Source organism: Paraburkholderia fungorum (genome assembly GCF_046027215.1).
Lineage (GTDB): Bacteria > Pseudomonadota > Gammaproteobacteria > Burkholderiales > Burkholderiaceae > Paraburkholderia > Paraburkholderia fungorum_D.
Map to the genome: position 1 here is coordinate 1,297,432 of NZ_JAQQEN010000001.1, position 24,957 is coordinate 1,322,388.

20 protein-coding genes are annotated in these 24,957 nt (G+C 61.7%); 14 read left to right on the forward strand and 6 right to left on the reverse strand.

The window, feature by feature from the left end:
- The first annotated feature begins 9 nt into the window (after positions 1 to 9).
- Positions 10 to 2,904, forward strand: a complete 2,895-nt coding sequence (locus tag PQR27_RS05805; protein WP_408522764.1) for an RHS repeat domain-containing protein — start codon at positions 10 to 12, stop codon at positions 2,902 to 2,904.
- On the opposite strand, the gene PQR27_RS05810 is transcribed toward PQR27_RS05805, so the two are convergent.
- Positions 2,901 to 3,851, reverse strand: coding sequence for a LysR family transcriptional regulator (locus PQR27_RS05810; RefSeq protein WP_408522765.1), 951 nt, complete (start codon positions 3,849 to 3,851; stop codon positions 2,901 to 2,903). The genes PQR27_RS05805 and PQR27_RS05810 overlap by 4 nt on opposite strands.
- A 117-nt stretch (positions 3,852 to 3,968) precedes the next feature.
- Between PQR27_RS05810 and PQR27_RS05815 the strand changes: the two genes are divergently transcribed.
- Together PQR27_RS05815 and PQR27_RS05820 are read left to right on the forward strand one after the other, a co-directional pair.
- On the forward strand, positions 3,969 to 5,141 hold the full coding sequence (locus PQR27_RS05815) for a M20 aminoacylase family protein (RefSeq protein ID WP_408522766.1): 1,173 nt from the start codon (positions 3,969 to 3,971) through the stop codon (positions 5,139 to 5,141).
- A gap of 87 nt (positions 5,142 to 5,228) precedes the next feature.
- Entirely contained in the window at positions 5,229 to 6,584 is a 1,356-nt protein-coding gene (locus PQR27_RS05820) for an MFS transporter (RefSeq protein WP_408525416.1), read from the forward strand.
- A gap of 714 nt (positions 6,585 to 7,298) precedes the next feature.
- Here PQR27_RS05820 and PQR27_RS05825 read toward each other — a convergent pair.
- A complete protein-coding gene (locus tag PQR27_RS05825) occupies positions 7,299 to 8,549 on the reverse strand; it encodes an MFS transporter (RefSeq protein ID WP_408522767.1) in 1,251 nt (416 codons plus the stop codon).
- Positions 8,546 to 9,520, reverse strand: a complete 975-nt coding sequence (locus tag PQR27_RS05830; protein ID WP_408522768.1) for a PRC-barrel domain-containing protein — start codon at positions 9,518 to 9,520, stop codon at positions 8,546 to 8,548. Before PQR27_RS05830 ends, PQR27_RS05825 begins: the two co-directional genes overlap by 4 nt.
- A gap of 509 nt (positions 9,521 to 10,029) precedes the next feature.
- Between PQR27_RS05830 and PQR27_RS05835 the strand changes: the two genes are divergently transcribed.
- The 3 genes from PQR27_RS05835 to PQR27_RS05845 all read left to right on the forward strand — a co-directional run bounded on the left by PQR27_RS05835 (position 10,030) and on the right by PQR27_RS05845 (position 12,929).
- Positions 10,030 to 11,412, forward strand: a complete 1,383-nt coding sequence (locus PQR27_RS05835) for an NCS2 family permease (protein ID WP_408522769.1) — start codon at positions 10,030 to 10,032, stop codon at positions 11,410 to 11,412.
- A 233-nt stretch (positions 11,413 to 11,645) separates the two neighbouring features.
- Positions 11,646 to 12,068: an ArsR/SmtB family transcription factor gene (locus tag PQR27_RS05840; protein ID WP_408522770.1), complete on the forward strand. Its 423-nt coding sequence runs from the start codon at positions 11,646 to 11,648 to the stop codon at positions 12,066 to 12,068.
- A gap of 123 nt (positions 12,069 to 12,191) precedes the next feature.
- Positions 12,192 to 12,929, forward strand: coding sequence for a DUF899 domain-containing protein (locus PQR27_RS05845; RefSeq protein WP_408522771.1), 738 nt, complete (start codon positions 12,192 to 12,194; stop codon positions 12,927 to 12,929).
- Between the two features lie 27 nt (positions 12,930 to 12,956).
- Here PQR27_RS05845 and PQR27_RS05850 read toward each other — a convergent pair whose 3' ends face one another.
- Positions 12,957 to 13,802 carry a helix-turn-helix transcriptional regulator gene (locus tag PQR27_RS05850; RefSeq protein ID WP_408522772.1) on the reverse strand — a complete coding sequence of 282 codons (846 nt, stop codon included), beginning with the start codon at positions 13,800 to 13,802 and terminating at the stop codon, positions 12,957 to 12,959.
- 140 nt (positions 13,803 to 13,942) lie between these two features.
- Between PQR27_RS05850 and PQR27_RS05855 the strand changes: the two genes are divergently transcribed.
- Together PQR27_RS05855 and PQR27_RS05860 are read left to right on the forward strand one after the other, a co-directional pair.
- Positions 13,943 to 14,776 carry a carbon-nitrogen hydrolase family protein gene (locus tag PQR27_RS05855; RefSeq protein ID WP_408525417.1) on the forward strand — a complete coding sequence of 278 codons (834 nt, stop codon included), beginning with the start codon at positions 13,943 to 13,945 and terminating at the stop codon, positions 14,774 to 14,776.
- A 124-nt stretch (positions 14,777 to 14,900) separates the two neighbouring features.
- Positions 14,901 to 16,247, forward strand: a complete 1,347-nt coding sequence (locus tag PQR27_RS05860; protein WP_408522773.1) for an APC family permease — start codon at positions 14,901 to 14,903, stop codon at positions 16,245 to 16,247.
- A 48-nt stretch (positions 16,248 to 16,295) separates the two neighbouring features.
- Here the strand turns inward: PQR27_RS05860 and PQR27_RS05865 are convergent, their stop codons facing one another.
- Together PQR27_RS05865 and PQR27_RS05870 are read right to left on the reverse strand one after the other, a co-directional pair.
- A complete protein-coding gene (locus tag PQR27_RS05865; protein ID WP_408522774.1) occupies positions 16,296 to 16,478 on the reverse strand; it encodes a hypothetical protein in 183 nt (60 codons plus the stop codon).
- Between the two features lie 212 nt (positions 16,479 to 16,690).
- Positions 16,691 to 17,620 (reverse strand): NAD-dependent epimerase/dehydratase family protein, encoded by a 930-nt coding sequence (locus PQR27_RS05870; RefSeq protein WP_408522775.1) that lies wholly within the window; start codon positions 17,618 to 17,620, stop codon positions 16,691 to 16,693.
- Between the two features lie 107 nt (positions 17,621 to 17,727).
- Between PQR27_RS05870 and PQR27_RS05875 the strand changes: the two genes are divergently transcribed.
- From PQR27_RS05875 to hutI, 6 genes are all read left to right on the forward strand, one after another.
- A complete protein-coding gene (locus tag PQR27_RS05875; RefSeq protein ID WP_408522776.1) occupies positions 17,728 to 18,624 on the forward strand; it encodes a LysR substrate-binding domain-containing protein in 897 nt (298 codons plus the stop codon).
- 384 nt (positions 18,625 to 19,008) lie between these two features.
- On the forward strand, positions 19,009 to 20,532 hold the full coding sequence (gene hutH / locus PQR27_RS05880; protein ID WP_408522777.1) for a histidine ammonia-lyase: 1,524 nt from the start codon (positions 19,009 to 19,011) through the stop codon (positions 20,530 to 20,532).
- Between the two features lie 34 nt (positions 20,533 to 20,566).
- The gene (gene hutC, locus PQR27_RS05885; protein ID WP_408522778.1) at positions 20,567 to 21,262 is read left to right on the forward strand and encodes a histidine utilization transcriptional repressor HutC; all 696 of its coding nucleotides are present in this window, start codon (positions 20,567 to 20,569) and stop codon (positions 21,260 to 21,262) included.
- 68 nt (positions 21,263 to 21,330) lie between these two features.
- Entirely contained in the window at positions 21,331 to 23,019 is a 1,689-nt protein-coding gene (gene hutU, locus PQR27_RS05890; RefSeq protein WP_408522779.1) for a urocanate hydratase, read from the forward strand.
- Positions 23,020 to 23,021: 2 nt separating this feature from the next.
- Positions 23,022 to 23,645 (forward strand): HutD/Ves family protein, encoded by a 624-nt coding sequence (locus tag PQR27_RS05895; RefSeq protein ID WP_408522780.1) that lies wholly within the window; start codon positions 23,022 to 23,024, stop codon positions 23,643 to 23,645.
- Positions 23,646 to 23,726: 81 nt separating this feature from the next.
- Positions 23,727 to 24,950 (forward strand): imidazolonepropionase, encoded by a 1,224-nt coding sequence (gene hutI / locus PQR27_RS05900; RefSeq protein ID WP_408522781.1) that lies wholly within the window; start codon positions 23,727 to 23,729, stop codon positions 24,948 to 24,950.
- Positions 24,951 to 24,957 lie beyond the last annotated feature (7 nt).

Consider the following 24,957-nt stretch of genomic DNA (forward strand, 5'->3'; position numbering starts at 1 on the left):
AGATCGATCATGAACATAAGTGATAGCACTGCATCCATTTGTAACGGTACCCCGTTGATCAATGTGACGGACAACCGGGGCAACTCTGTCCGGACTTTGCAATACAACCGGACCGCCAGCGGTGAAGCAGTGGAGGAACTGATTAGCCGCGCCTTTATTAGCGACAGTAACCGGCAAAGCAGTCTCTGGGATGCCCGACTCTTTGAGCTGTGGCAGGGCGACTCGACACAGGCGCCTAACACGCTTAGCCAATTGTCGCTGAGCGGACAGTCACTGCGCAGCGACAGCATCGATGCTGGTTGGAGCGTAATGCTTTACGACGCGGAGGGCCGTCTTAGCTGGGCGCAGGACAGCCGCGGCACGGTGGCGCACACTGATTTTGATACGCTTGGACGTCCGGTTTCCATCTATGAACAGGCTGCGGGCAAAGACGAGCGTGTATCAGAACGCCTTATCTATGGAGACGATGATCCAGATACGACAGCCCCACAGAACAGTAATCTCAGGGGGCAGCTTATCCGTCACTATGATGAAGCCGGACTGATCGGTTTCCCCGGCTTTACGTTGCTTGGCGCGGCTAGCGGCAGTACACAACAATTGCTCGCTGACGTCGAACAGCAGAGCGACTGGCAAGGTGACGACGAAAGCGTCTGGAAACAGGCTCTGGCGGCTGAAACTTACGTGACCAGCCGCGAATATGACGCTGTCGATGCGCTACTGGTGCAAACGGATGCCAGGAGTAATCAGCAACGTATCAGTTACGACGTGTCGGGGGCCCAGTGCGAAGGTTTCCTTACCCTTGCCGGCGGAATTGAGCAGACTTTGCTGGTCAGCATTACGTATAGTGCAGCCGGCCAGATATTGCAGGAGACCGCTGGCAACGGCGTAGTGACCAACTACAGTTACGAACCGCAAACCCAGCGTCTGATCGGTGTCGCAACCACTCGACCCGCCAGTGGCTCGCGAGGCACAGTTTTGCAGGATCTGCATTATCAATACGATCCGGTCGGCAATATTCTGTCCATCAGCAACGCAGCCGAGGTTACGCGATACTTCAGGAATCAGGCGGTTGCGTCACAGAATACCTACACCTATGACGCACTGTACCAACTGCTGGGCGCCAGTGGACGTGAGAACGCGAACGCTGCACAGCAGGGCCCGGGACTTCCAGAACTCATCGATGCCAACAATGTAGTCAACTACACCCGGAGCTATATCTACGACCGGGGCGGCAATCTCTACAAGATCACGCACTCGGGAGCCAAGTCATACACGAATGTCCTGTTTGTCGATGCCGGCTCCAATCGTGCACTTGCTCAGGACGCGAACAACAGCATCACGCAAGAGAACATCAACAGTTATTTTGATCCGCGTGGCAACGTGAATCAGATGCAGCCGGGCAATTCACTCACCTGGGACGTGCGTAATCAGTTGCGATCAGTCGTGCTGCTGGATCGCGGCGGAGCCTCCGATGCCAACGACCGGGAGGTCTATCAATACCGCGGTAATGCGAGGATCCGCAAACAGACTCGTTGCGAGACCAATGTCGCCAGCAATATCTGGCAGGTCGATGACGTGATTTATTTGCCTGGATTGGAATTGCGCACTACCAGTATTGATAACAATGGCACACTCAGTACAAGTAAGGCGCTGCAGATCATCACGGCGTCTGCGACCGGCCGCGGCCAGGTTCGTGTGCTGCATTGGGATAGCGGCCAACCCGCCGATATTGACAACGATCAGCAACGCTTTAGCTTTGATAATCAGGTTCGCTCGGTGATGCTTGAAGTAGACGGGGCGGCCAATGTTTTGACGGTGGAAGAGTATTACCCGTATGGCGGTACGGCGGTATGGGCCGGCAAAAATGATAGCGAAGTGAAGTACAAGTACGTGCGGTATTCGGGCAAGGAGCGCGATACCACGGGGCTCTACTATTATGGTTACCGCTACTATGCGCCGTGGCTCGGGCGGTGGATCAATCCCGATCCGGCGGGATCGATCGATGGGCCGAATCTGTTCAGGATGGTGCGGAACAATCCGATCACTTTGAGCGATCCGGATGGTTTGATGCCACCACCGCCACCGTTGCCATCAACATCACAATTGAGCAGGAAGTTAGCTACCGCGGAACAATCGGCATTACAGCAGCAGCAAGTTGGCGGGTACTCGAAGTACTCTTCGTTTGGGCTTGCCATGCACGAGATGGGGATTCGTATTGAAAATATTGACGATGTCGAAATAAATGTCTTTATTGAAAAATGGCGTGAAATTGGAAACGAAATGGTGCCGCCGCCCGGGCATATAGATGAACAAACATTCAAATTCGTCAGAAATATTATCGAGAAAACGCTGAAAGAATGGCGAAATTACAGAAGACCCTCGCCCGAGATCAAGGAGGTATTCAGGGGGGATGGGGCGATGCTATTTCGCAGCTATATGCGGCTTCGCAATTTTAAGGAAGAAAGTCATGGTGCTGGCGAAAGTAAAACGATGATTCTCAATGAGCAAATCGAAAGTCCAACGATAATGTCGACTTCCACAGATCCCACCATGAATTACGTTGAAAAGAAAGAGGTGATGTGGCATTTTAATCTGGATAAAAATCATCAGGGTGTGACCGAGGCGGTGTCTAAGGCTGAAGCTGAGATAACTTTTCCTATTAATAATAAGATGAGAGTGCACGGCGTTACTTATATTCCAGATGGCTCGTCATATGAGAATAATGCGAAGAGCTATGGGATCATGCATCGATATGTAATAAAGGCCACTATGTTGGCGAAAATCCCACTGTCGTTCAAGGCCGTGGCGGGCATATTGGCGCACTTTAAGCGACTGATTGTTCAAATGCGCAATTTCCCATCGCTCAATCTCGCGGCCGCGCAAGGCTGGCGTCCGCATCCCTAGAGCAGCAACTCAATCGAGTGAAACAGGCGGCGCTGCTCGGGGTCTTGCGAGCGCGCCGCTTCGTCGATCACTTCACGCAAACAATCGAGAAAACACGCGGCCGCGGGACTCGTCGGCGCGCCGCGGCGTGAGGTGATGCTAACGATGGTTTCATCCACTGTTTCGCGCAGCGGCAGCGCCCACAGATTTTCCTTCGCGATGATGCGCTCGACCAGCGGCCACGGAAAGATGCTGAGCATATCGGAGTGCGCGAGCAGGCCGAGCACGACCGCCAGCGAGTGCGCAAGATGGATGGTGTGCGGCACGCGCATGCCGCGCTTGCGGAACAGGTTGTCCGAGATCGATTCACGGCTCGCCGGATCCCAGTTCAACACCCATTCCGCGTCTTCGAGTTCGAGCAGGGTGCGGCAACCCGCCTTTGGGTGATCGCGGCGTGCGACGACCGCTGAATGCGTCGAAAACAGCGGCACGTTGTGAAATTCCGATTGCGGCGATGCAGGCGGCGGACGGCCAATCGAAAAATCGAGGCTGCCGTCGCGCAGACGCGGTTGCACGACCGCCAGCAAGCCCTCGAAAAATTCCAGCTGGACTTCCGGCATGCGCTGGCGGAACCGTTGCACGGTGGGCGGGAGAAACGTCAACGCGACCCACGGCGTGACGCCGATCGCCAGTTTGCCGGCCGCCGCGCCGCGCAACGCTTCAATTTCCGCCTCCGCGCGCTGCAATTGACCCAACACCAGCCGCGCGTGCACGACCAGCGCGCGGCCGAACTCGGTAAACGCCACGCCGCTCGCACTGCGCACCACCAGCGGTGCGTGCAGGTCGGCCTCCAGTTCACGCATCGCCTTGGTCACGGCGGCCGGCGACAGTCCGAGCGAACGGGCGGCAGCCCGGATACTGCCGGTATCCGCTATGGCCGCTAAGGTGTTGAGCTGATGCAGTTTCATCTGACAAGCTGTAGAAAGGTGGCAACCACGAGTTGCTGCCGCAACGATTCTACGCCTGCCGCTGGAAATTCGGCGTCGTTATGCTGGGTCCACGCATTCATAGACGGAGACGACATCGTGAACACCATGGTTATCCCGGCGGGCATCGCCGCACTCGAAGACGAAATGATCACGCTGCGCCATCGCATCCACGCGCAGCCGGAGCTCGCCTACGAAGAATTCGCCACCGGAGACCTGGTCGCTGAACGCTTGCAGGAATGGGGCTATATCGTGCATCGCGGGCTGGGTCAGACCGGTGTCGTTGGGCAATTGAAAGTGGGGAGCGGCACGCGCAAGCTCGGTCTGCGTGCCGACATGGACGCGCTGCCGATCCACGAAACGACTGGCCTGCCTTATGCAAGCACCGTCCCTGGCAAGATGCACGCGTGTGGCCACGACGGTCATACGGCGATGCTGCTGGCGGCGGCCAAGCACCTTGCGCAGGAAAAAGGCTTCGACGGTACGTTGAATCTGATTTTCCAGCCTGCGGAAGAGGGCCTCGCGGGCGCCAAGCAGATGCTCGAAGACGGCCTGTTCGACAAGTTTCCGTGCGACGCCGTCTTCGCGATGCACAACATGCCGGGTTTTCCGACCGGCAAATTCGGCTTTCTGCCGGGTTCGTTCATGGCGTCGTCGGACACGGCGATCATCAAGGTGACCGGGCGTGGCGGTCACGGCGCGATGCCGCATAAGGCGGTCGATCCGGTCGTGGTGTGCGCGCAGATCGTGCTGGCGTTGCAGTCCATCGTGTCGCGCAACATCGCGCCGCTCGACATGGCGATCATCACGGTCGGCGCGATTCACGCCGGCGAAGCGCCGAATGTGATTCCGGAAACCGCGGAGATGCGGCTGTCGGTGCGCGCGTTGAAGCCCGAGGTGCGCGACTACCTGCAGGAGCGCATCACGGCGGTCGCTTGCGGGCAGGCGGCGGTATTCGGCGCGCGGGCGCACGTCGATTATCAGCGCCGCTATCCGGTGCTCGTCAACGATGCACAGATGACGGGCCTCGCACGCCAGGTCGCGCTCGACTGGCTCGGCGAAGACGGCCTGATTGCCGACATGCAGCCGCTGACCGGCAGCGAAGACTTTGCCTATCTGCTCGAGCGCTGTCCCGGCAGCTACCTGATCATCGGGAATGGCGACGGCGAGGGCGGCTGCATGGTTCACAACCCGGGTTACGACTTCAACGACGATTGCCTTGCCACTGGCGCGGCTTACTGGGTCCGGCTCGCGCAGACATTCCTCGCCTGAATCCGGCCGCGATTGGCCGCACGTGGCCGCACTCGGCCGTAGAGCCGCGCATCAGCAGGAAGCATGAAGCACATCACGGAGACACAGATGGACTATTCCGCCACACCTCACCCCGCAGGCGCCGACGCGTTGAGTCTCGACGGCGTTTCGGCCACGCAGTCCGCGCCGCGCGCGAGCCACGTCAAAGCGATTGCGGCGATCACGTTGGGCAACGGCCTCGAGTTTTTCGATTTCACGATCTATAGCTTCTTCGCGACGATCATCGGCAAGCTGTATTTCCCGGTGGAAGGGCAGCTCGCGCAACTGATGCTGGCGGTTGGCACATTTGGCGTGGGGTTCATCATGCGGCCGGTGGGCGGCGTCGTGCTCGGCGGTTATGCCGACCGGGCCGGTCGCAAGGCCGCGATGAGTCTGACACTGTGGCTGATGACGCTCGGCTCGGCGATCATCGCGTTCGCGCCTACTTACGCGGCGATTGGCGTGGCCGCGCCGTTGCTGGTAATTCTTGCGCGGCTGATTCAAGGCTTTGCGCTGGGGGGTGAAGTGGGTGCCTCGACTTCGCTGCTGCTGGAATATGGCAGCGACAAGACGCGCGGCTTTTACGGCAGCTGGCAGTTTGTGAGCCAGGGGTTGAACACGGTGTGCGGCTCATTGCTTGGCGTTGCATTGGCCGCGGCGCTCTCGACGGCTGCGCTGGAGAGCTGGGGCTGGCGGGTACCGTTCGTGATTGGCATGGCAATGGGGCCGATTGGGATTTACATCCGGCGGCATCTGAATGAGACGTTGCCGGGCGTCGAGGACGGCACGGGCGAGGCGCGGCAGGTGCCGGCCGCACAGCCGGTGCGCAAGCTGTTTCGCGATCATTCGAAGGTGATTACGACGGGCGTGTTGACGACGATTGGCGGCACGGCGGCGAATTACATCGTGCTGTTTTACCTGTCCACTTACGCGATCCGGATTTTGCATTTGCCGATGTCATCGGCGCTGTGGGCCGCGTGGACGGCGGCGGTGGTGACGGTGATCTGTTCGCCATTTGCTGGGGCGTTGTCCGATCGTGTCGGACGTAAGCGCGTTTTGTGGATTTCGCGCGTGATGTTGATTGTGGCTGTGTATCCGGCTTTTATGGTGATCAATGCGTCGCCGACGGTGCCGGTGTTGTTGTCGGTGGTTGCTGTGCTGGCGGTGTTTGTTGCGTTCACGGCAGTGCCGAATATTGTCATGCTGCCGGAGATGTTTCCGCGCGAGATTCGCGCTACTGGCATGTCGATTGTTTATTGTTTAGGTGTGTCTATTTTTGGTGGGTTTGCGCAGTTTTTTGCTACCTGGCTGATTCAGATTTCTGGCAGTAATCTGGCTCCGGCCTGGTATCTGATTGGCTGCGGGTTGGTGTCGCTGTTGCCGCTTCCGTTTATGAGGGAGACTGCTGGTAGGAGTATTGATTGATTTTGCCTTTGGCGGCGGCATTATTCGGTTCGCCGGTGGCGTTGGCTGTTTCTTTTGTTATTGGTTTATTAGCGTTCCCCCTGTGCGGGGGGGCACCTACTTTTCTTTGCCTGCCGCAAAGAAAAGTAGGCAAAAGAAAGCGGCTCACACCGCCAGTTCTTAAGCGGGTCCCCTGGCTTGGAGGGTGTAGTGGCTCCGTAGAGAACGAGCCTGCGCACCTTCTGGCCTGAGTGACCAGGCCGTCATACCTCCGGCGGCGCTGCGCGCGCCGATGCGGTACTTCACAAACCATCGATGTATTGCGGCGCCTCGCCGAGGCGAAGCCGATGGCCCCACCGCGCACAAACGAAGCGCCCGGTTTCCCTGGCAGACCCAACCGCGACGCACGTAGTGCGGAGTGGGAGCGGATGACGGCTGTGTCACAGACCGTTATGGACCGAGGTGTGATCCGTTAATCGGACCACCAGCCCCTCCAAGCCAGGGGACCCGCTTAAATGTTGGCGGTTGGAGCCGCTTTCTTTTGCCTACTTTTCTTTGCGGCCGGCAAAGAAAAGTAGGTGCCCCCCCGCACAGGGGGAACGCTAATAAACCAATAAGCAAACAAGGAAAGGCCAACGCCATAGGCACAAGGAAAGGCCAACGCCATAGGCACAAGGAAAGGCCAACGCCATAGGCACAAGGAAATGCCGCCGCTAAAGGCAAAACCCCCACCCTTCATCTAACAGCCGACTTCCCATCTCCAACCGCCTCATCCTCACTCGCCGCCGCGTCCCGCGTTTCGGGCATGGCAGCCCACACAAGCAAAACAGCCAACGCGCCCGCAGCGGCAAGTCCAAAAAAGCTCACGGCATTGCCGAAATGGTCAGCCACAAATCCAGCCGCCGTCGTGCTCAAAGTAGCCCCAATCCCGGCAGCCAATCCAAACAACCCGATACAAAGGTTATACCGCCCCTTACCGCCGGCCACATCGGCGGCAATCAACGGCAGCATCACGCCAAAGACGGCGGCGCTGAGACCGTCGAGCATCTGCACGGGCACGAGCAAATAAGGGCTGCTGACCCCGGCAAACAACAGCGCCCGGATCGGCAATGCAGAAAACCCCAGCAGCAGGATCGGCCTGCGCCCCCACCGCTCGGCGGAACGCCCCACCCATGGCGACATCATCGCCACGATCGCCTGCGGCACGATAATGCACGCGGCAATCACCAGTTGCACGTTATCGCCCATGCCGGCCGTCACTTCGCCCGCGGCAAGATTCAGCATCGCCGCATTCGACAAATGGAACAGCACAATGCACGCGGCAAACAGCAGCATCCGCCTGTCGCGCAACAACTCGCGCAAACTCTCGCGCCGTTCAATCTGCTTGGGCGTCGGCGCGGCCTTCGGCAACTCGATCGTGTCGGTGCGCTGAATCATCGTCAGCGCGAACAGCGCAGGCACCGCAAGCACCGCGGTCAGCCAGAACACCGCGCGCGGCGAATAGTATTCGCCAAACAGGCCCATCAGCCCGGCTGCAACCGCACTGCCAATCGACGCCCAACGCGCATTGCGCCCCAGCCGGTCGCCCAGATTCGCGCGGCCCACCAGCGCGAACGAGATGGCGGCCAGCGCCGGCGTCAACATGCAACTGGCGAAGCCGTGGAATACCTCGGCGGCAATCACCGGCAACACCGTCGGACTCGCGGCGAGCAGCACCGCGCTGAAAATGATCGCGAAAATCGCCCACGCTGCCGCGCCTTTCTTGTTGCGCAATGCGTCGACGGCGGCGCCGCCCGGCACCTGGCTCACCATCGCGCTGATCGTGCCGACCGATAACGCCATGCCGATCTCGCCCTGGGTCCACTTGTGCGACGCGAGATACGACGCGATGAACGGCCCGAAACCCGTCTGCACATTGGCGACGAAAAAATTCAGCCAATCGAGCGCGCGCAGACTGCGCGCGGTAACTAAAGTGCGGCCGGTCATCGGGCCACCCGTGCGCTGGACACCGCAACGGCCGTGGAGGGCGCGGCAGGCGCCGCGGCGGCCGCAGCGGAAGCGGGTGCCGGTGCCGGCGGCGCGGGTGGCGGCGCCGGCGACACGGCGCGGATCGGCTTGTCGCTCGCATAAGGCGGCGTCGCGTTGATCTGCGCGTCAGTCAGATCGAGCAGTGGATGCAGCTCCTTATCTTTGGTGACGAAGCGCAGCGCCGACCAGTTCGCGGCAATCGTGCGCCGCTCGGTGCTCACCATCCCGTTGACGTCGAGTACGACCGCCTGCGGCTGTGCGTTCGCATCGATCAGCACGTCGATCACGCGGCCGACCTTGGCGCCGTTCGAGCGCTCGACGGTGGCGTCGAGCAGCGGCAACTGCACGACGGTCGACTTGGCCGCGGGCGCCGGGGTGGCAACGGTAAGCGTAATCGGTGCGGCCTTCGCGGTTGGCGTGAAGCGGAACGCGCTCCACGGAAAATTGACCTTGCGATCGCCCACGCCCAGGAAGCCCTGCAGATTGACGACCATCTCGCGTGGCTTGCCGTTCGCGTCCGCAATCAGATCGACTGCGCGGCCCACGACTTTGCCGTCCGGCTTCTGCACTTCGCTATCGAGCAGGGTGCGCGCCTCGCTGCGCTCGATCGTACGCAGCACGATCAGCGGCGGAGGCGGTGGAGGCGGCGGCACGGGCGCGACGACCGGCGGTGGAGGCTCGACCTTGTGTGGCTTGACGACCGGCTTCTTCGGCTTCTTCGGCGTCTCGGGCTCGGCCGCTTCGGTCTCGACAGGTTCCGGCGCGGAGGCCGCCACCGGGGCACTGGCCGGCTCGACGGGCATCACCGTGGCGTCGACGATCGGCGCCTGCTGCGGGCCCCACAGCAGGCTGCAACCTGACAGCGCGAGCATCGCGAACAGAGCAAGAATCAGTAGACGCCAGGCAGGACGTGGAAAACCGCCACTCATCAAGAAGGACTCCATGGGCCAGTGCGGGCGGGCGCTGTGGACCGCCGCCGTTAGGACAGGTACGGGCGAGAGTGTAACCCGTGGCGTCAGGCGTTCCTGGGTTTGCAGGCTGTCTGACAGGTACGGCCCACGCACGGTTCATGCCGCGCGCCGCCGTTTGACTGCGCAAGTAAAGGCGCTTTTGTGCTCCGAAACCCTCGAAATCCTTTCATGACTCCATGGCAGACCGTAGGTGTATACGCGCGGATCGCCTGGGCGATTTGGCGTCGCTTAAACGATATAAGCGTCGCGACATGTCGAGCATGCCATTCATGCGATGGGAGACATATTTGTGTTGGCCTACATTTCGAGACAGCAAAAGAAGAACGGAGCATGCGGATTTTCAGAGAGACGCAGCGCAAGCCGATGTTCGAACCTTGCCACACCACATTAAACATTCGTAACGAGACGAACCTGATGGCGGCCAATTCAACGGTCGTTTCAGCACGCTGATAAAGGAGGCACTCATCATGATGGAACCCCACGCCCAACCGATTTCCGAAGTCGGCGCCGAATCATTCGACGGAAAGGGCTTTCTCGACCGCTACTTCGAAATCTCCTCGCGCGGCAGTTCCCAGCGTCAGGAAATCGTGGCGGGCATCACGACCTTCCTCGCGATGGTCTACTCCGTGTTCGTCGTGCCGGGCATGTTCGGCAAAGCGGGCTTCGACACCAGCGCGGTGTTCGTCGCCGTGTGTCTGACGACGGCTTTTGGCTCGCTGCTGATGGGCGTGTGGGCGCGTCTGCCGATCGCCATCGGCTGCGCGATCTCGCTGACCGCATTCACCGCGTTCGGCCTGGTGCTGGGTAAGGGGCTGCATCCGAACGTCGCGCTCGGCGCAGTGTTCCTGATGGGTGTCGTATTCACGGCGATCTCGGTGACGGGCGTGCGTTCGTGGATTCTGCGCAATCTGCCCACGGGTATCGCTCACGGCACCGGCATTGGGATCGGTCTGTTCCTGTTGCTGATCGCCGCCAACGACGTCGGTCTCGTCGTCAAGAATCCGGGTGCCGGCCTGCCGGTGTCGCTCGGCAATATCACGGCTTTGCCGGCGATCATGTCGGTTGCGGGTCTGGCCGCGATCTTCGGTCTGGTGCGCCGACGCGTGCCGGGTTCGATCCTGATTGTGATCGTCGCGATCTCGGCGATCGCGATGCTGATCGATCCGGCGGTGTCGTTCCATGGTGTGTTCGCCTTGCCGTCGCTGAGCGCGCCGGGCCATAGCTCGCTGATCGGCGCAATGGACATCAAGGGCGCGCTGTCGATGGCGGTTCTGCCGAGCGTGCTGGCACTGGTGATGACCGCGGTATTCGACGCAACCGGCACGATCCGCGCCGTGGCGGGTCAAGCGGGTCAGCTCGACGAAAACGGCCGCATCATCAACGGCGGCCGCGCCCTGACGGCCGATTCGCTGAGCTCGATCTTCTCGGGTCTGCTCGGCGGCGCGCCGGCGGCTGCCTACATCGAATCGACGGTCGGCGTTGCCGCCGGTGCGAAGACGGGGATGGCGGCAGCGGTGGTCGGCCTGCTGTTCCTCGTCGTGATGTTCTTCTCGCCGCTGGCAAGCCTCGTGCCTTCGTATGCGACGGCGCCGGCGCTGATGTATGTCGGTCTGCTGATGCTCTCGAATGTCAGCAAGCTGCATATGGACGACATGGTCGACTCGATGTCGGGCCTGATGTGCGCGGTGTTCATCGTGCTGACCGCCAACATCGTGACGGGCATCATGCTCGGCTTCGCGACGCTGGTGATCGGCCGTGTGGTGAGCGGCGAGTATCGCAAGCTGAATGTCGGCACTGTTGTAATCGCTGTCGTGCTGGTCGGCTTCTATCTCGGCGGCTGGGCGATCTGATTGAACTGAATCCTTGCTGTAGTGCGAGGGCAGTGCGGTGGGTTGTCGGGCCGCGCTGCTTGAGTGTGTAGTCGGTTGTTCTCCACCTTGACGCGGCGCGTTGCAATGTTTCATCCGCAATGCGCCGCGTATCTTTTTTCTCTCCCGTCGCATTGCCCCTCGCATCGCCCGACGTGTCGGACGCGCGCGCGCTTTTTCTTGACATCCCTCCGCGTGTTTCTATACTTAACTTCATGGTTAAGTTTAATGAAGCGTTACTCGATCGCACCTTCGCCGCGCTGTCGGATCCTACGCGGCGCGCGTTGCTCGGCCGCCTGTCCGAACTGAACGATCTGTCGGTCAGTGAGCTCGCCGAGCCCTTTGCGATGTCGTTGCCCGCGGTCATGAAGCATCTCGACGTGCTGTCCGAGGCCGGTCTCATCACGCGCAGCAAAACCGGCCGCACGGTGGCGTGCCGTCTGTCCGCCGGACCGATGGAGGAAGCCATGGCGTGGCTTGGCCGCTATCAGCGCTTCTGGTCCGAATCGCTGGATCGTCTGGCTGCTTTCGTCGAAGAGGACGCCCCGTTTCCATCCAATCCGGGTGCACCAGCCGGCGATGCTTTAACGTCGCGCCCGCCAAAGTCTTCCACGCCTGGACGCAAGCGGCGCAACTGATGAAACGGATGCATCAATGCCGCCAGCGCACCAAGCGTGACTTGCTGGAACGCCGCATCGTGTGAACTGCGATTGCATGAATCTGCTTGATCGAATCTGCACCCCGTAGAGAAGGAGACGCATATGGACCCGCAACACCGGATTGGCACGAGAGAAGAATGGCTGGCCGCGAGCAGGGCGCTGCTGGTCGAGGAGAAGGCGCTCACGCGGGCGCGCGACGAACTGGCGCGCAAACGCCGCACGCTGCCGTGGGTCAAGGTGGACAAGACCTACGTATTCGATACGCCGCAGGGTCGCAAAACGCTTGCCGATCTGTTCGATGGCCGCAGCCAGTTGATCGTTTACCACTTCATGCTGGGACCCGATTGGGAAGAGGGCTGTGTCGGCTGCTCGTTCCTGTCGGATCATATCGACGGCATACTGCCGCATCTCGAGCATCATGACGTGTCGTACGTGACGGTGTCGCGCGCGCCGCTCGCGAAGCTGGAGGCCTTCAGGAAGCGGATGGGGTGGAAGTTTCCGTGGGTGTCGTCGAACGGGAGCGACTTCAACTTCGATTATCACGTGTCGTTCACGCCGGAAGAAGTCGCCAGTAAAACGGCCTTCTACAACTTCACCGAGCAGGACGTCGGTATCGACGAACTACACGGCCACAGCGTGTTCTACAAGGACGAAAAGGGCGATGTGTACCACACCTATTCGAGCTATGCGCGCGGCGGGGAAGAGTTCATGAACACGTACGCGCATCTGGACGTCACCCCGAAGGGTCGTGACGAAGTGCGCGGCATGACCGACTGGCTCAAGCATCACGACCGCTATGAAGAAAACGCGAAAAGCGGTTGCGCGGCTTGCGGCTCATAGCACGCAACGTATGGAATAAGCGGGACGTCATGCAACTTTGCGTCCCGCCTCGTAAAACAGCGCGAACAGTTCCGACTGTGAATTGACGTTGAGCTTCGTATAAATGTGCTTCTTGTGCGCGCGCACGGTCTCGAACGAGATCGTGAGTTTTTCCGCGATCGCGCGCGTCGAAAATCCGCTCAAGGTCAACATTGCCACTTCCACCTCGCGCGCGGTGAGCGGTGCACGGCCGCCGGCCGCGCACACCTGCTCGAATCGTGCGGCGTAGTTGGGTGTGTCCGCCGACGCGCACGCCTGCGATCCCGGTTCCGCCACCTCCTCGTTCGAAGCCGTGTCAGGCGAGCCAAACGCTTCATACGGCAAGCGCTGCCGTAGCAGTGCAATGACCCACGGCGCGCACATCGCGAGTATCGTCAGATCGCGCTCTCCATAACGCTGCGTCGCGCCGAGCGAAAACGCCAGCGTGTGGCGCGCGTCGATCATGTAGTTGAAGTGCACCTCGTCGCCGACAATATTTTTCCTGAAGTATCGCTGGTAGTAGTCGGTCATCGTGAAGTTGTCGGGCGCGACGTCGGCGAGGGTCACGAAACCCGATGCGGGCTTTTCGGTCGCGGCGATATAGAACGGGTCGAGTTGATACAGCGCGGCCAGATAGTCCTGGAACATGACATCCACGGTGCCGTCCGGCGTCGGCGATTCAGCGCAGACGAGCGGCGCTTCGCCGGGCGTGAAGCGCAGCGCGACCCAGTTGTCGAACGCCACGGAGCGTTCAAGCGCGCGCGTGAGGCGAGTCCAGAATTGCGCGCTGTCGAGTGCTTCGATGACCGCGCCGATCTCGCGATGAAAGGCCAGATCGCGCCATTCGAGTTCCATGCGTGCTCCGTTGAGGTAACCCAGCAGGGTAATTACGAACAAAAATATGTCTGGTAATAATAGGCCCAACCTGATCGCAGGCGGCTGCAATAAACCGCCATTTCACGCGAAGCGGACCGGCAAGGACTGGAGACAACATGATTCAACTCGAACTGGCGCAGATCCCGATCGTGGACGGCGCCGTCGGCGTTAGCGGCACAAACGTGCAGCGCGTGCTGAAAACCATCGCGCAGCGCGGGGCTGAAACCGATCTGATCGTGTTTCCGGAGACCACGCTGTCGGGCTTTCCGACCCGGCACAACGTGGGTGACGTGGCCGAAGCGATCGACGGACCGTCGCTTACCGCAGTGCGGCATGCAGCGCGGGAAGCGCGCGTCGCGGTGGCGGTGGGTTTTGCCGAGCGCGACGGCAGCCGTTTTTTCAACACCACGGTGCTGGTCGACGAGCACGGCGAGATTGCGCTGCGTTATCGCAAGACGCATCTGTGGGCCTCGGACGTCGGCGTATTCGAACCGGGCGACCGTTACGACGTGTGCAGTTTCAAGGGCATGACCGTTGGCCTCCTGATCTGCTACGACATCGAATTTCCTGAAACGGCGCGTGCAGTGGCGTCGCTCGGCGCCGATCTGCTGATCGTGACGAACGGCAACATGGATCCGTTCGGACCGGTTCATCGCCGCGCCATTGTCGCGCGTGCGATGGAGAACCAGATGTTCGCGGCGCTGGTCAACCGCATCGGTCCCGGCGACGACAACCTGACTTTCCCCGGCGAATCGGCACTGATCGATCCGTTCGGCGACGTAGTGTGCGACGCCGGCCAGCAGGAACAGGTCCTGCGCGCCACGCTCGACCCGGCGCGTCTGGAAGGCGCGCGTGAACACTATCGCTACCTGCACGACGCCCGCGTTGCACTGGATCTCGCAACGGTGGACGGCGAGCACGGCCAACGTGCGCGCTTGATCCGCGCACGCTAAGTACAACACCAGGCGCGAAAACACGCGCCACCCGTCAATCAGACTGACCGGGCTCGAACGGGGCGGCGCCTCCAGCGCTACGGCCCGGGCGACGCTCGTCCATTCGAATCAGGAGACACACCGCATGAGCTCACCTTCTTCCGCCGCACCGCAGGCGGCGCATCTGAAGCGCACGCTTGGCCTGCCTTCGGTATTGCTATTCGGCCTCGCTTATATGGCGCCGCTGATCGTGTACGGCACCTACGGCGTGCTCGCCAGCGCGAGCGGCGACACCGCGGCACTCGCCTATCTGATCGCGCTGATCGCCATCGTGTTCACGGCGCTCAGTTACGGCAAGCTGGCGCGCCTCTTCCCCGTGGCCGGTTCGGCCTATACGTACACGCGTAAAACCTTCAACCCGCATCTGGGCTTCATGATCGGCTGGGCCACCTTGCTCGATTATTTTTTCCTGCCGATGGTGATCTGGCTGATCGGCGCTGCGTATCTGAGCGCTGCGTTTCCGCACATCCCGAGCTGGATCTGGATCGTCGCATTCATTGTGCTGACGAGCGCGCTGAATATTATCGGCATTGAACTCGCGAACCGCTTCAATATCGTGCTGATGGTGGTGCAACTGGCGATCGTCGCGTTGTTCGTCGTGCTGTGCTGCCACTACGTGACGGCGGCGGCTGGCCCCGGTGGTCTGATTTCGGCTGAACCGTTCTTCAAGCCGCACGTGCCGTTATCGGCGACGATGGCCGGCGCCGCGATTGCCGCTTATTCGTACCTCGGCTTCGACGCGGTCTCGACCTTGACGGAAGAAACGATCGCCCCCGAAAAGACCATGCCGCGTGCGATCGTCCTGATCGCGCTGATTGGCGGCGCGATCTTCGTGATCGCTGCGTATACGGTGCAGCTTGCGCACCCGGGCGCGGTGTTCAAGGACCCGGATTCGGCCGCGTTCGAAGTCGCGCGCAAAGTCGGCGGCGATATCTTCGTGACGGTGTTTCTGGCCGGCCTGATCCTCGCGCAGTTCGCGTCGGGCATCTCGGCGCAGGCAAGCGTGGGACGTCTGTTGTATGCGATGGGGCGCGACGAAGTGCTGCCCAAGCGCATCTTCGGTTTCGTTCATCCGAAGTTCAAGACCCCGGCGCTGAACATTGCGATCGCGGGCGCAATCGGTCTCGTGGCATTGAAGCTGGATGTCGCGACCTCGACCTCGTTCATCAATTTCGGCGCGTTCCTCGCCTTCACCGCAGTCAATCTGTGTGTGATCCGTCAGTTCTTTAACGCGAGAGGCAGTGCGAATGCGATGGGCGTGATCGGCGGCCTGCTGTTTCCGTTGCTCGGCGCGATTGCGGATGTGTGGCTGCTGGTGAGCCTGGAGAAGACCGCGCTGGTGCTCGGCGCTGTGTGGTTCGTGGTGGGATTGTGCTATCTCGGCTGGATCACGCGCTGCTTCCGCCAGGCGCCGCCGGAAGTCGCGGTTTGATGTTGAGCTAATGAGCAGAAGACGCCGCAATGTGCAGCGTCTTTCTCCTCAAAGCGCCATGTCGAAGGCGGGCTTGAGAAATACCTCGATGGCCATCACGATGAGACCCATCGCGGCCGCTGACAAAGTCAACGTGCCATATTCGTCGTAGCGTGCATCGTAAAGGCACGCCACGACGAAAAGTATCGCCAGCAGATTGGTCAGCCAGTCAAAATTCAGCGCCAAGTTCATCGTTCAAATCCGGGCTCGCGCGCGACCCGGATTATCGAATCACGCTATGACATTGGCGCGATTCTATCGATCTGAGCTTACGGATTAGCAACGGCGACGCTTACACAGCTTACGCCGCGAAGCAAGCCCCCTTGGGGGGCGCCGCGAAGCAAGTCCTCTTGGGGGGCGCCGCGAAGCAAGTCCTCTTGGGGGCGCCCCCGCAGGAACTCGCCTCAGGCAGCCGCCCCGGCGGAAGTCTCCTGGCCGGACACCATCTCGTGCTCCATCCAGTCGATCACCGAGGTGCGTTTGGGCTGCCAGCCGAGCAGCTTGCGCGCGCGTTCACCGCGCACCCGGCTGTTCGAACCGAGCCCGTACGAGGCCATTTCGTAGCCCCATTCCTTTTTCGCTTCTTCGAGCGGCCAGTCTTGCGGCTCGCCCATTTTCAGCGCGCGGGCGATTGCGGCGCTCATGTCGCGGAACGACGCTTCGCCACTTTCGACGAAGTAGAACGTGCCTGCCGGCGTGTTCTCCAGCGCGAGCCGATAGAGTTCGGCGACGTCGCCGATATGCACGTTCGACCAGATGTTGCCGCCGCTACCCACATGCCGCACGACACCGCTTTTTTGCGCCTGACGCAGGAGGCGCGGCAACTGCACGCTTGCGCTGCCCGCCACGGCGCCGTGACCGTAAATCAGCGTGTTGCACAGCACGCTTGTACGGATGTTCTGCTGCGCGGCGTCCAGCACGAGCTGATCGATCGCGACACGTGCCGCCTTATCCGCGGTCGGCTCGGGGAGGGCGTCTTCCTGATAGATGCGCGCGGCGCCCGCTTCGCCGCCCGAGGCATCGCCGACGATGCTCGAACCGCTCGTATGCAGAAACGGCTTGCCGGAACCGGCGAGGCCTTCGATCAGCGCTTTCACGGCGCCTTCGTGATCGCTGCTCGCCGCATTGATGACCGCGTCCGCGGCCTGGGCTTCGGCGATCAGCAGGGCGCGATCGTCGAGCGTGCCGATCACGGGTTCGATGCCAAGGCGCTCCAACTCGGCGCCGTGGTCCGGATTGCGGATCAGGCCCCGCACATGGTGGCCGGCGCGCACGAGGTGCGCCGCGATCGAACCGCCGATAAAGCCGCTTGCGCCAGTAATAAAGATCTTCAAGACGTTCTCCTTGATGTGGAAACACGATGACTGGCAAGCAGTATCCACCGTCTTGATTCTCGCAAAAAGCGTGTTAGTCTCAAATCAATCTTGATTTGAAATCAACAATGAAGACTTCGACCGACGAGTTACTGGTGTTCGTCACGGTGATCGATAGCGGTTCGATCACGGCGGCGGCGGAGAAATTGCAGCAGACGGTCTCCGGCGTGAGCCGCGCCCTTACACGCCTTGAAAAGAAACTGGACACCGCGCTGGTGCGACGCACGACCCGCCGCCTGCAACTGACCGAGGAGGGCGAGGCCTTCCTGCGGCGCGCGCGGGCCATTCTCGACGCGATGGAGGAAGCCGAGGAATCCGTCACGCGCGGGCGCGTACGGCCCTCGGGGCGCTTGCGCGTGGATGCGGCGTCGCCGTTCATGCTTCATTGCATTGCACCCTATATGAAGGCATTTTCGGCGCTCTATCCGGAGGTTCGCCTCGAGTTGACCAGCAACGAACGTATCGTCGATCTGCTCGAACAGAAGGTGGACATCGCGATCCGGATCGGCGCGCTGCAGGATTCGACCTTGCATGCGCGGGCGCTCGGCACCAGCAAACTACGGGTGCTCGCGAGTCCGGCGTATCTCGCCGAATATGGCGAGCCACGTTCGGTGGAGGCGCTGCGCAAGCATCGCCTGATCGGCTTCACGGCGCCTGAGCATCTGAATCTCTGGCCATTGCGCGAGGGCCGCAAGGGCCATCCGGCGACGCTGAAAATCGAGCCGGCGATTACCGCGTCGAGCGGCGAAACCTTGCGTCAGTTGGCGCTCTCGGGCTGGGGCATCGCCTGCCTGGCCGATTTCATGACCGCCGCCGATGTGCGCGAAGAACGGCTGGTGCCGATTCTCGACAACGTCCTGGTGGACGAGCGGCAGCCGGTGAGCGCGGTGTACTACCAGAGCGCTTCGCTGGCAGGGCGGGTGCAGTGTTTCCTGGACTTTATGACGGAGCGGGTGAAGCTCTAGCAGTTCGCTGGTCTGTCACGCGCCTGAAAAAGCCCGCGGCGCTTATGAGTTCGCGGGCTTTTTTGCGCCGTCAGCGGGTTCTCCTATAACGGTCTAATGGCCGGCCGCTGTTTTGCGGGCCGCCCGGACTCTTTTTGGCCGCTTGCCGCTGCGTGTTTCCAATGTGTATATACAAGTTGACGGTAATGAACGGCGTTGATGGTGCCGGAGGCCGCGGCCTGCTGAAGACCCGATTTAAGTCATACGTATGTCTGGAATAGGCTAGATCAGCATCCCACCCTAATGGAAACCCCTGGCCCCGAGCGTGCAAAAACAAGTTGTATATACAAGCCGACGCCGCTAGACTTCCTCTTGAATTGTATAGACAAGACAGGACACAACACCATGATGATTCTGAAGCCCGGCTACCTGACCCTCCCGCAACTGCGCCAGATCGCACGCGAACATGTCACGTTGCAACTCGATCCCGCCAGCCATGCCGCCATCGACGCCTGCTCCAAAGCCGTCGCCGATATCGCTGCGAAGGGCGAGCCGGCCTACGGCATCAACACAGGCTTCGGGCGGTTGGCCAGCACGCATATTCCGCACGACCAGCTCGAACTGCTGCAACGCAATCTGGTGCTGTCGCACGCGGTCGGCGTGGGTGAGCCGATGTCGCGTCCGGTGGTGCGTCTGTTGATCGCGCTGAAGCTGTCGAGCCTCGGCCGCGGTCACTCTGGCATCCGCCGTGAAGTGATGGAAGCGCTGATCACGCTGTACAACGCTGACGTCCTGCCGGTGATCCCGGTCAAGGGTTCGGTTGGCGCGTCGGGCGACCTCGCGCCGCTCGCGCATATGTCGGCCGTGTTGCTCGGCGTCGGTGAGGTGTTCGCCAAGGGCGAGCGCATGCAGGCTACCGCAGGTCTCGCGCTCGTCGGCCTGAAGCCGCTCACGCTGCAGGCGAAGGAAGGCCTCGCGCTGTTGAACGGCACGCAGGCCTCCACCGCACTCGCGCTCTACAACATGTTCGCCATCGAAGACCTGTACCGCACCGCACTGGTGGCGGGCGCGTTGTCGGTGGACGCAGCCATGGGTTCGGTCAAGCCGTTCGACGCGCGTATTCACGAATTGCGCGGACATCAGGGCCAGACGGATGCGGCAACGGCTTACCGTTCGCTGCTCGAAGGCTCGGCGATCAACGTCTCGCACGCCGATTGCGACAAGGTGCAGGATCCGTACAGCCTGCGCTGCCAGCCGCAGGTAATGGGCGCGTGCCTGGACCAGATGCGCCACGCCGCAGACGTCCTGCTGATCGAAGCCAATGCCGTGTCGGACAATCCGCTGATTTTCCCGGACACGGGCGAAGTGCTGTCGGGCGGCAACTTCCATGCTGAGCCGGTTGCTTTCGCGGCCGACAATCTCGCGCTTGCTGTTGCCGAAATCGGCGCGTTGGCCGAACGCCGCATTGCGTTGCTGATCGATGCCACGCTGTCGGGCCTGCCGCCGTTCCTCGTGCGCGACGGTGGGGTGAACTCCGGCTTCATGATTGCTCACGTGACCGCCGCCGCACTCGCGTCGGAGAACAAGACGCTCGCGCATCCGGCCTCCGTCGATTCGCTGCCCACTTCTGCGAACCAGGAAGACCACGTTTCGATGGCGACGTTCGCTGCGCGCAAGCTTGGCGACATTGCTGAAAACGTCGCCAACATTCTGTCGATCGAGTTGCTCGCTGCTGCGCAAGGCGTCGATCTGCGCGCGCCGCACAAGACGAGCCCGAGCTTGCAGAAGGTGATGGACGCAGTGCGCAAGGACGTCGCGCATTACGAGCTCGATCACTATTTCGCACCGGATATCGCGGCCGTGACGCGTCTCGTGCAGAACGGCACGATCGCGAAGCTGAGCCCGTTCTCGTTCGCGTCCGAACAGTAAGCGCAGTACGCACACAGTCAGGCAGATCACGCCAATGAACGCACCGGCCTATCAGGGCATCAAGGACTTCATCCTCGGCCGCATCCATGCGGGCGAATGGGCTGAAGGCGACCAGGTGCCCTCCGAAAACGAGCTCGCGCGCGAATTCAACGTCGCGCGCATGACGGTCAACCGTGCATTGCGCGAGTTGACCTCGGAGCAGGTCCTCACGCGTGTGCAGGGTTCGGGCACCTTCGTGGCCCGTCCCAAGTACGAATCGACACTGGTGGCGATCCGCAGCATCTCCGACGAAATCGTCGCGCGCGGTCATCGTTATCAGGCGAACGTGCTGCACATTGGCGCGACCATCGCGGACGAAGCACTCGCCGAAGAAATGCAGGTGAGCGCGGGCAGTCCGGTGTTTCATTCGCGCGTGCTGCATTTCGAAAACGACGAGCCTGTGCAACTCGAGGAACGCTGGGTCAATCCGGCGGTCGCTCCCGAGTACGCATTGCAGGACTTCACCAACACTACGCCGAATCAGTATCTGGTGCGGGTGGCGCCGCTGCAGCGCGTCGAGTATCGCATCGAGGCGCTCGCCGCCGACGCCGACACGCGCCAGTTGCTGACCATGGACGAACTCGAACCGTGCCTCGTGCTGCATCGGCGCACGTGGTCGCAAAGCCAGGTGGCTTCGGTCGCCAATCTGTGGCATCCCGGCAGCCGCTATCGCTTCACCGGACATTTCTGATTTCGCCTGTTTCGACTCTGATCCCGATCATCTCTCTTCGATCATCTTCAAGTACCCCGAGGGCCACCATGAACAACCCGAAACACATCGACCCGCGTCTGGACCCCACCCGCACGATCCGCGCACCGCGCGGCGCGGAAAAGACCTGCAAGACCTGGATTGCGGAAGCCGCCTACCGGATGATCCAGAACAATCTGGACCCGGAAGTCGCCGAGCATCCGCACGCGTTGGTCGTGTACGGCGGCATCGGCCGCGCGGCGCGTAACTGGGATTGCTTCGATCAGATTCTCAAGTCGCTGAAAGACCTGAACGAAGACGAGACGTTGCTGATTCAATCGGGCAAGCCGGTCGGCGTGTTCAAGACGCATGCGGACGCACCGCGCGTGCTGCTCGCCAATTCGAATCTGGTGCCGCATTGGGCGACGTGGGAACACTTCCACGAACTCGATCGCAAGGGTCTGATGATGTATGGCCAGATGACCGCGGGCAGCTGGATCTATATCGGCAGCCAGGGCATCGTGCAGGGCACCTACGAGACGTTCTTCTCGGTGGCGAACCAGCATTTCAACGGCGATCCGTCGGGCCGCTGGATTCTCACGGGCGGCCTGGGCGGCATGGGCGGCGCGCAGCCGCTGGCCGCGACCATGGCGGGCTTCTCGATGATCGCGGTGGAATGCGACGAGACGCGGATCGACTTCCGTCTGAAGACGCGTTACGTCGACAAGAAAGCAGCGACCCTCGACGAAGCGCTCGCCATGCTCGAGGAAGCGAAGAAGGCGGGCAAGCCGGTGTCGATCGGCCTGCTCGGCAACGCGGCGGACGTGTTCGCTGAGTGCGTGACGCGCGGCATCACCCCGGATTGCGTGACCGACCAGACCAGCGCGCACGATCCGATCCACGGCTACCTGCCGCAAGGCTGGAATGTCGAAGACTGGCGCGAGCGTCAGAAGACCGTGCCGGACAGCATCGTGCTGCCCGCCAAGCAGTCGATGGCCAAGCAGGTGCAGGCCATGCTGACGCTGCAGGAACGCGGCGCGGCCACGCTCGACTACGGCAACAACATCCGTCAGATGGCGCTGGAAATGGGCGTTGCAAACGCGTTCGATTTCCCGGGCTTCGTACCGGCGTATATCCGGCCGCTGTTCTGCGAAGGCAAAGGTCCGTTCCGCTGGGTTGCGCTGTCGGGTGATCCGGAAGACATCTACAAGACGGACGCCAAGGTCAAGGAACTGATTCCGGACGATCCGCATCTGCACAACTGGCTCGACATGGCGCGCGAACGTATCGCGTTCCAGGGTCTGCCGGCGCGGATCTGCTGGGTTGGCGTGAAGGATCGCTATCGTCTGGGCCAGGCGTTCAACGAAATGGTGAAGAACGGCGAGCTGAAGGCACCGATCGTGATCGGCCGCGATCACCTCGACACCGGTTCGGTGGCGAGCCCGAATCGCGAAACCGAATCGATGAAGGATGGCTCGGATGCGGTCAGCGACTGGCCGTTGCTCAACGCACTGCTGAACACGGCAGGCGGCGCGTCGTGGGTCTCGCTGCACCATGGCGGTGGCGTCGGCATGGGCTTCAGTCAGCACTCGGGTGTCGTGATCGTGGCTGACGGCACGGATGCGGCGAAAGAGCGCCTCGGTCGCGTGCTGTTCAACGATCCGGCCACCGGCGTGATGCGTCACGCGGATGCGGGCTATGAACTCGCGCAGGAAACGGCGCGCGAGGCAGGCCTGAATCTGCCGATGCTGGGTCGTTGATCGTGACGGTTGCCGGCAACCTGGCGCAGTCAGTCAAGACGACGCTGATTCGCGGCGCCGACCTCGTGGCGACGCCGTGGAAGAACGGCGGCGGCGTCACGCGCGAAGTGGCGGCGTTTCCTGAGGGCGCCGGGCTCGACGCGTTCGTGTGGCGCGTGAGCGTCGCCGACGTGGCGCAAGCCGGGCCGTTCTCGCGCTTTGCCGGTATCGACCGTACGCTTGCGTTGTTGTCCGGCGCGGGCATGCTGCTCGATGAAACCTCGGCGGCGGGCGAGATGGATACGCACGCGTTGACCGCACCGCTCGATATTGCGCGGTTCGCCGGCGAAGCGTCGATTGATGCGCGCCTTGTCGACGGCGCGACGCGCGACTTCAACCTGATGGTGCGGCGCGGCGCAGCGGTGGGTACGGTCGAAGTATGGCGTGACGGTACGCACGCGGTGTTGTCCGGCGACGTGGTGCTGCTGTTCTGCGCAAGCGGGCCGATCGACGTGACGCTCGGCGAGGCGACGCAAGCGCTGTCGCTGGCCGGCAACGACACCTTGCGCATCGACACGCCGAACGCGCTGTCATGCACGATCAAAGGCGCGGGCGCGTTGCTCGCGATCAGCATCCGCTACGCCTGACGATGACGACGGTTCGCGCTCACGCTTGAAAAGCGTGCCGCGGACCACCACAGACACGCAACGAGCTGCAAAGAGCACGCGATGAAGCAAACCGTCTGGCATCACCTGAAACTCTGCCCTCAGGGCGATCCCCAACACACGCTGACCGACGCTGCGATTGCCGTGCAAGACGGCAAGATCGCATGGCTCGGCGCAGCATCCGAACTACCCGCCGAATACACCGCGTGGCCGCGCGAAGATCTGCACGGCGCGTGGGTGACGCCGGGTCTCGTCGACTGCCATACGCATCTGGTGTACGGCGGTCAGCGCGCGGATGAATTCGCGCAGCGCCTCGCCGGCGTCAGTTACGAAGAAATCGCGCGGCAGGGCGGCGGCATCGTCTCCACGGTGCGCGCCACGCGTGCCGCCGATGTAGCTTCCTTGTTCAGTCAATCCGCCGCGCGGCTCGAGCCCTTGCTCGCCGAAGGCGTGACGGCGGTCGAAATCAAATCCGGCTACGGCCTCGATCTCGCCAGCGAGCGCAAGATGCTGCGCGTGGCACGGCAACTGGGCGAGCGCTATCCGGTGTCGGTCTACACGACGTTTCTCGGCGCGCATGCATTGCCGCCCGAGTTCGCGGGACGCGCCGATGCGTACATCGACGAAGTCTGCAACACCATGCTGCCCGCGCTCGCGGACGAAGGCCTGGTCGACGCCGTTGACGTGTTCTGCGAGCGCATCGGTTTTTCGCTGGAACAGAGCGAGCGCGTGTTCAACGCTGCAGAGCGTTACCGGCTGCCGGTGAAAATGCACGCCGAGCAGTTATCCAATGGCGGCGGCGCGGCTCTCGCGGCGCGTCACCATGCGTTGTCCGCGGATCACCTCGAATTTCTCGACGAGGCCGGTGTCGTCGCGATGAAAGAAGCGGGTACCGTGGCTGTGCTCCTGCCTGGCGCGTACTACTTTATCCGCGAGACGCAATTGCCGCCGCTGGCGTTGCTGCGGCGTTATCAAGTGCCGATCGCGATTTCCACCGACAGCAATCCGGGCACCTCGCCCGCCACCTCGCTGTTGCTGATGATGAACATGGCGACCACGCTATTCCGCATGACGGTGCCCGAAGTGCTGCAAGGCGTGACGGTTCACGCGGCGCGCGCGCTCGGCAAGGCGGATACGCATGGCGCGCTGGCAGCAGGGCGCGCGGCGGATTTCGCGGTGTGGTCGGTCGATTCGCTGGCCGAGCTGGCTTACTGGATTGGACGTCCGTTGTGCGCGCGAGTCGTGCGTGCGGGCGAAACGGTTTATACGCGCCGTGAATTGAGCTAAGGCCTGA

Excerpts from the sequence above, each read along its gene's own strand:
- PQR27_RS05805 (WP_408522764.1), top strand. The coding sequence starts at position 10 with ATGAACATAAGTGATAGCACTGCATCCATTTGTAACGGTACCCCGTTG.
- PQR27_RS05810 (WP_408522765.1), bottom strand. The coding sequence starts at position 3,851 with ATGAAACTGCATCAGCTCAACACCTTAGCGGCCATAGCGGATACCGGC.
- PQR27_RS05820 (WP_408525416.1), top strand. The coding sequence starts at position 5,229 with ATGGACTATTCCGCCACACCTCACCCCGCAGGCGCCGACGCGTTGAGT.
- PQR27_RS05825 (WP_408522767.1), bottom strand. The coding sequence starts at position 8,549 with ATGACCGGCCGCACTTTAGTTACCGCGCGCAGTCTGCGCGCGCTCGAT.
- PQR27_RS05830 (WP_408522768.1), bottom strand. The coding sequence starts at position 9,520 with ATGAGTGGCGGTTTTCCACGTCCTGCCTGGCGTCTACTGATTCTTGCT.
- PQR27_RS05835 (WP_408522769.1), top strand. The coding sequence starts at position 10,030 with ATGATGGAACCCCACGCCCAACCGATTTCCGAAGTCGGCGCCGAATCA.
- PQR27_RS05840 (WP_408522770.1), top strand. The coding sequence starts at position 11,646 with ATGGTTAAGTTTAATGAAGCGTTACTCGATCGCACCTTCGCCGCGCTG.
- PQR27_RS05845 (WP_408522771.1), top strand. The coding sequence starts at position 12,192 with ATGGACCCGCAACACCGGATTGGCACGAGAGAAGAATGGCTGGCCGCG.
- PQR27_RS05850 (WP_408522772.1), bottom strand. The coding sequence starts at position 13,802 with ATGGAACTCGAATGGCGCGATCTGGCCTTTCATCGCGAGATCGGCGCG.
- PQR27_RS05860 (WP_408522773.1), top strand. The coding sequence starts at position 14,901 with ATGAGCTCACCTTCTTCCGCCGCACCGCAGGCGGCGCATCTGAAGCGC.
- PQR27_RS05865 (WP_408522774.1), bottom strand. The coding sequence starts at position 16,478 with ATGAACTTGGCGCTGAATTTTGACTGGCTGACCAATCTGCTGGCGATA.
- PQR27_RS05875 (WP_408522776.1), top strand. The coding sequence starts at position 17,728 with ATGAAGACTTCGACCGACGAGTTACTGGTGTTCGTCACGGTGATCGAT.
- hutH (WP_408522777.1), top strand. The coding sequence starts at position 19,009 with ATGATGATTCTGAAGCCCGGCTACCTGACCCTCCCGCAACTGCGCCAG.
- hutC (WP_408522778.1), top strand. The coding sequence starts at position 20,567 with ATGAACGCACCGGCCTATCAGGGCATCAAGGACTTCATCCTCGGCCGC.
- hutU (WP_408522779.1), top strand. The coding sequence starts at position 21,331 with ATGAACAACCCGAAACACATCGACCCGCGTCTGGACCCCACCCGCACG.
- hutI (WP_408522781.1), top strand. The coding sequence starts at position 23,727 with ATGAAGCAAACCGTCTGGCATCACCTGAAACTCTGCCCTCAGGGCGAT.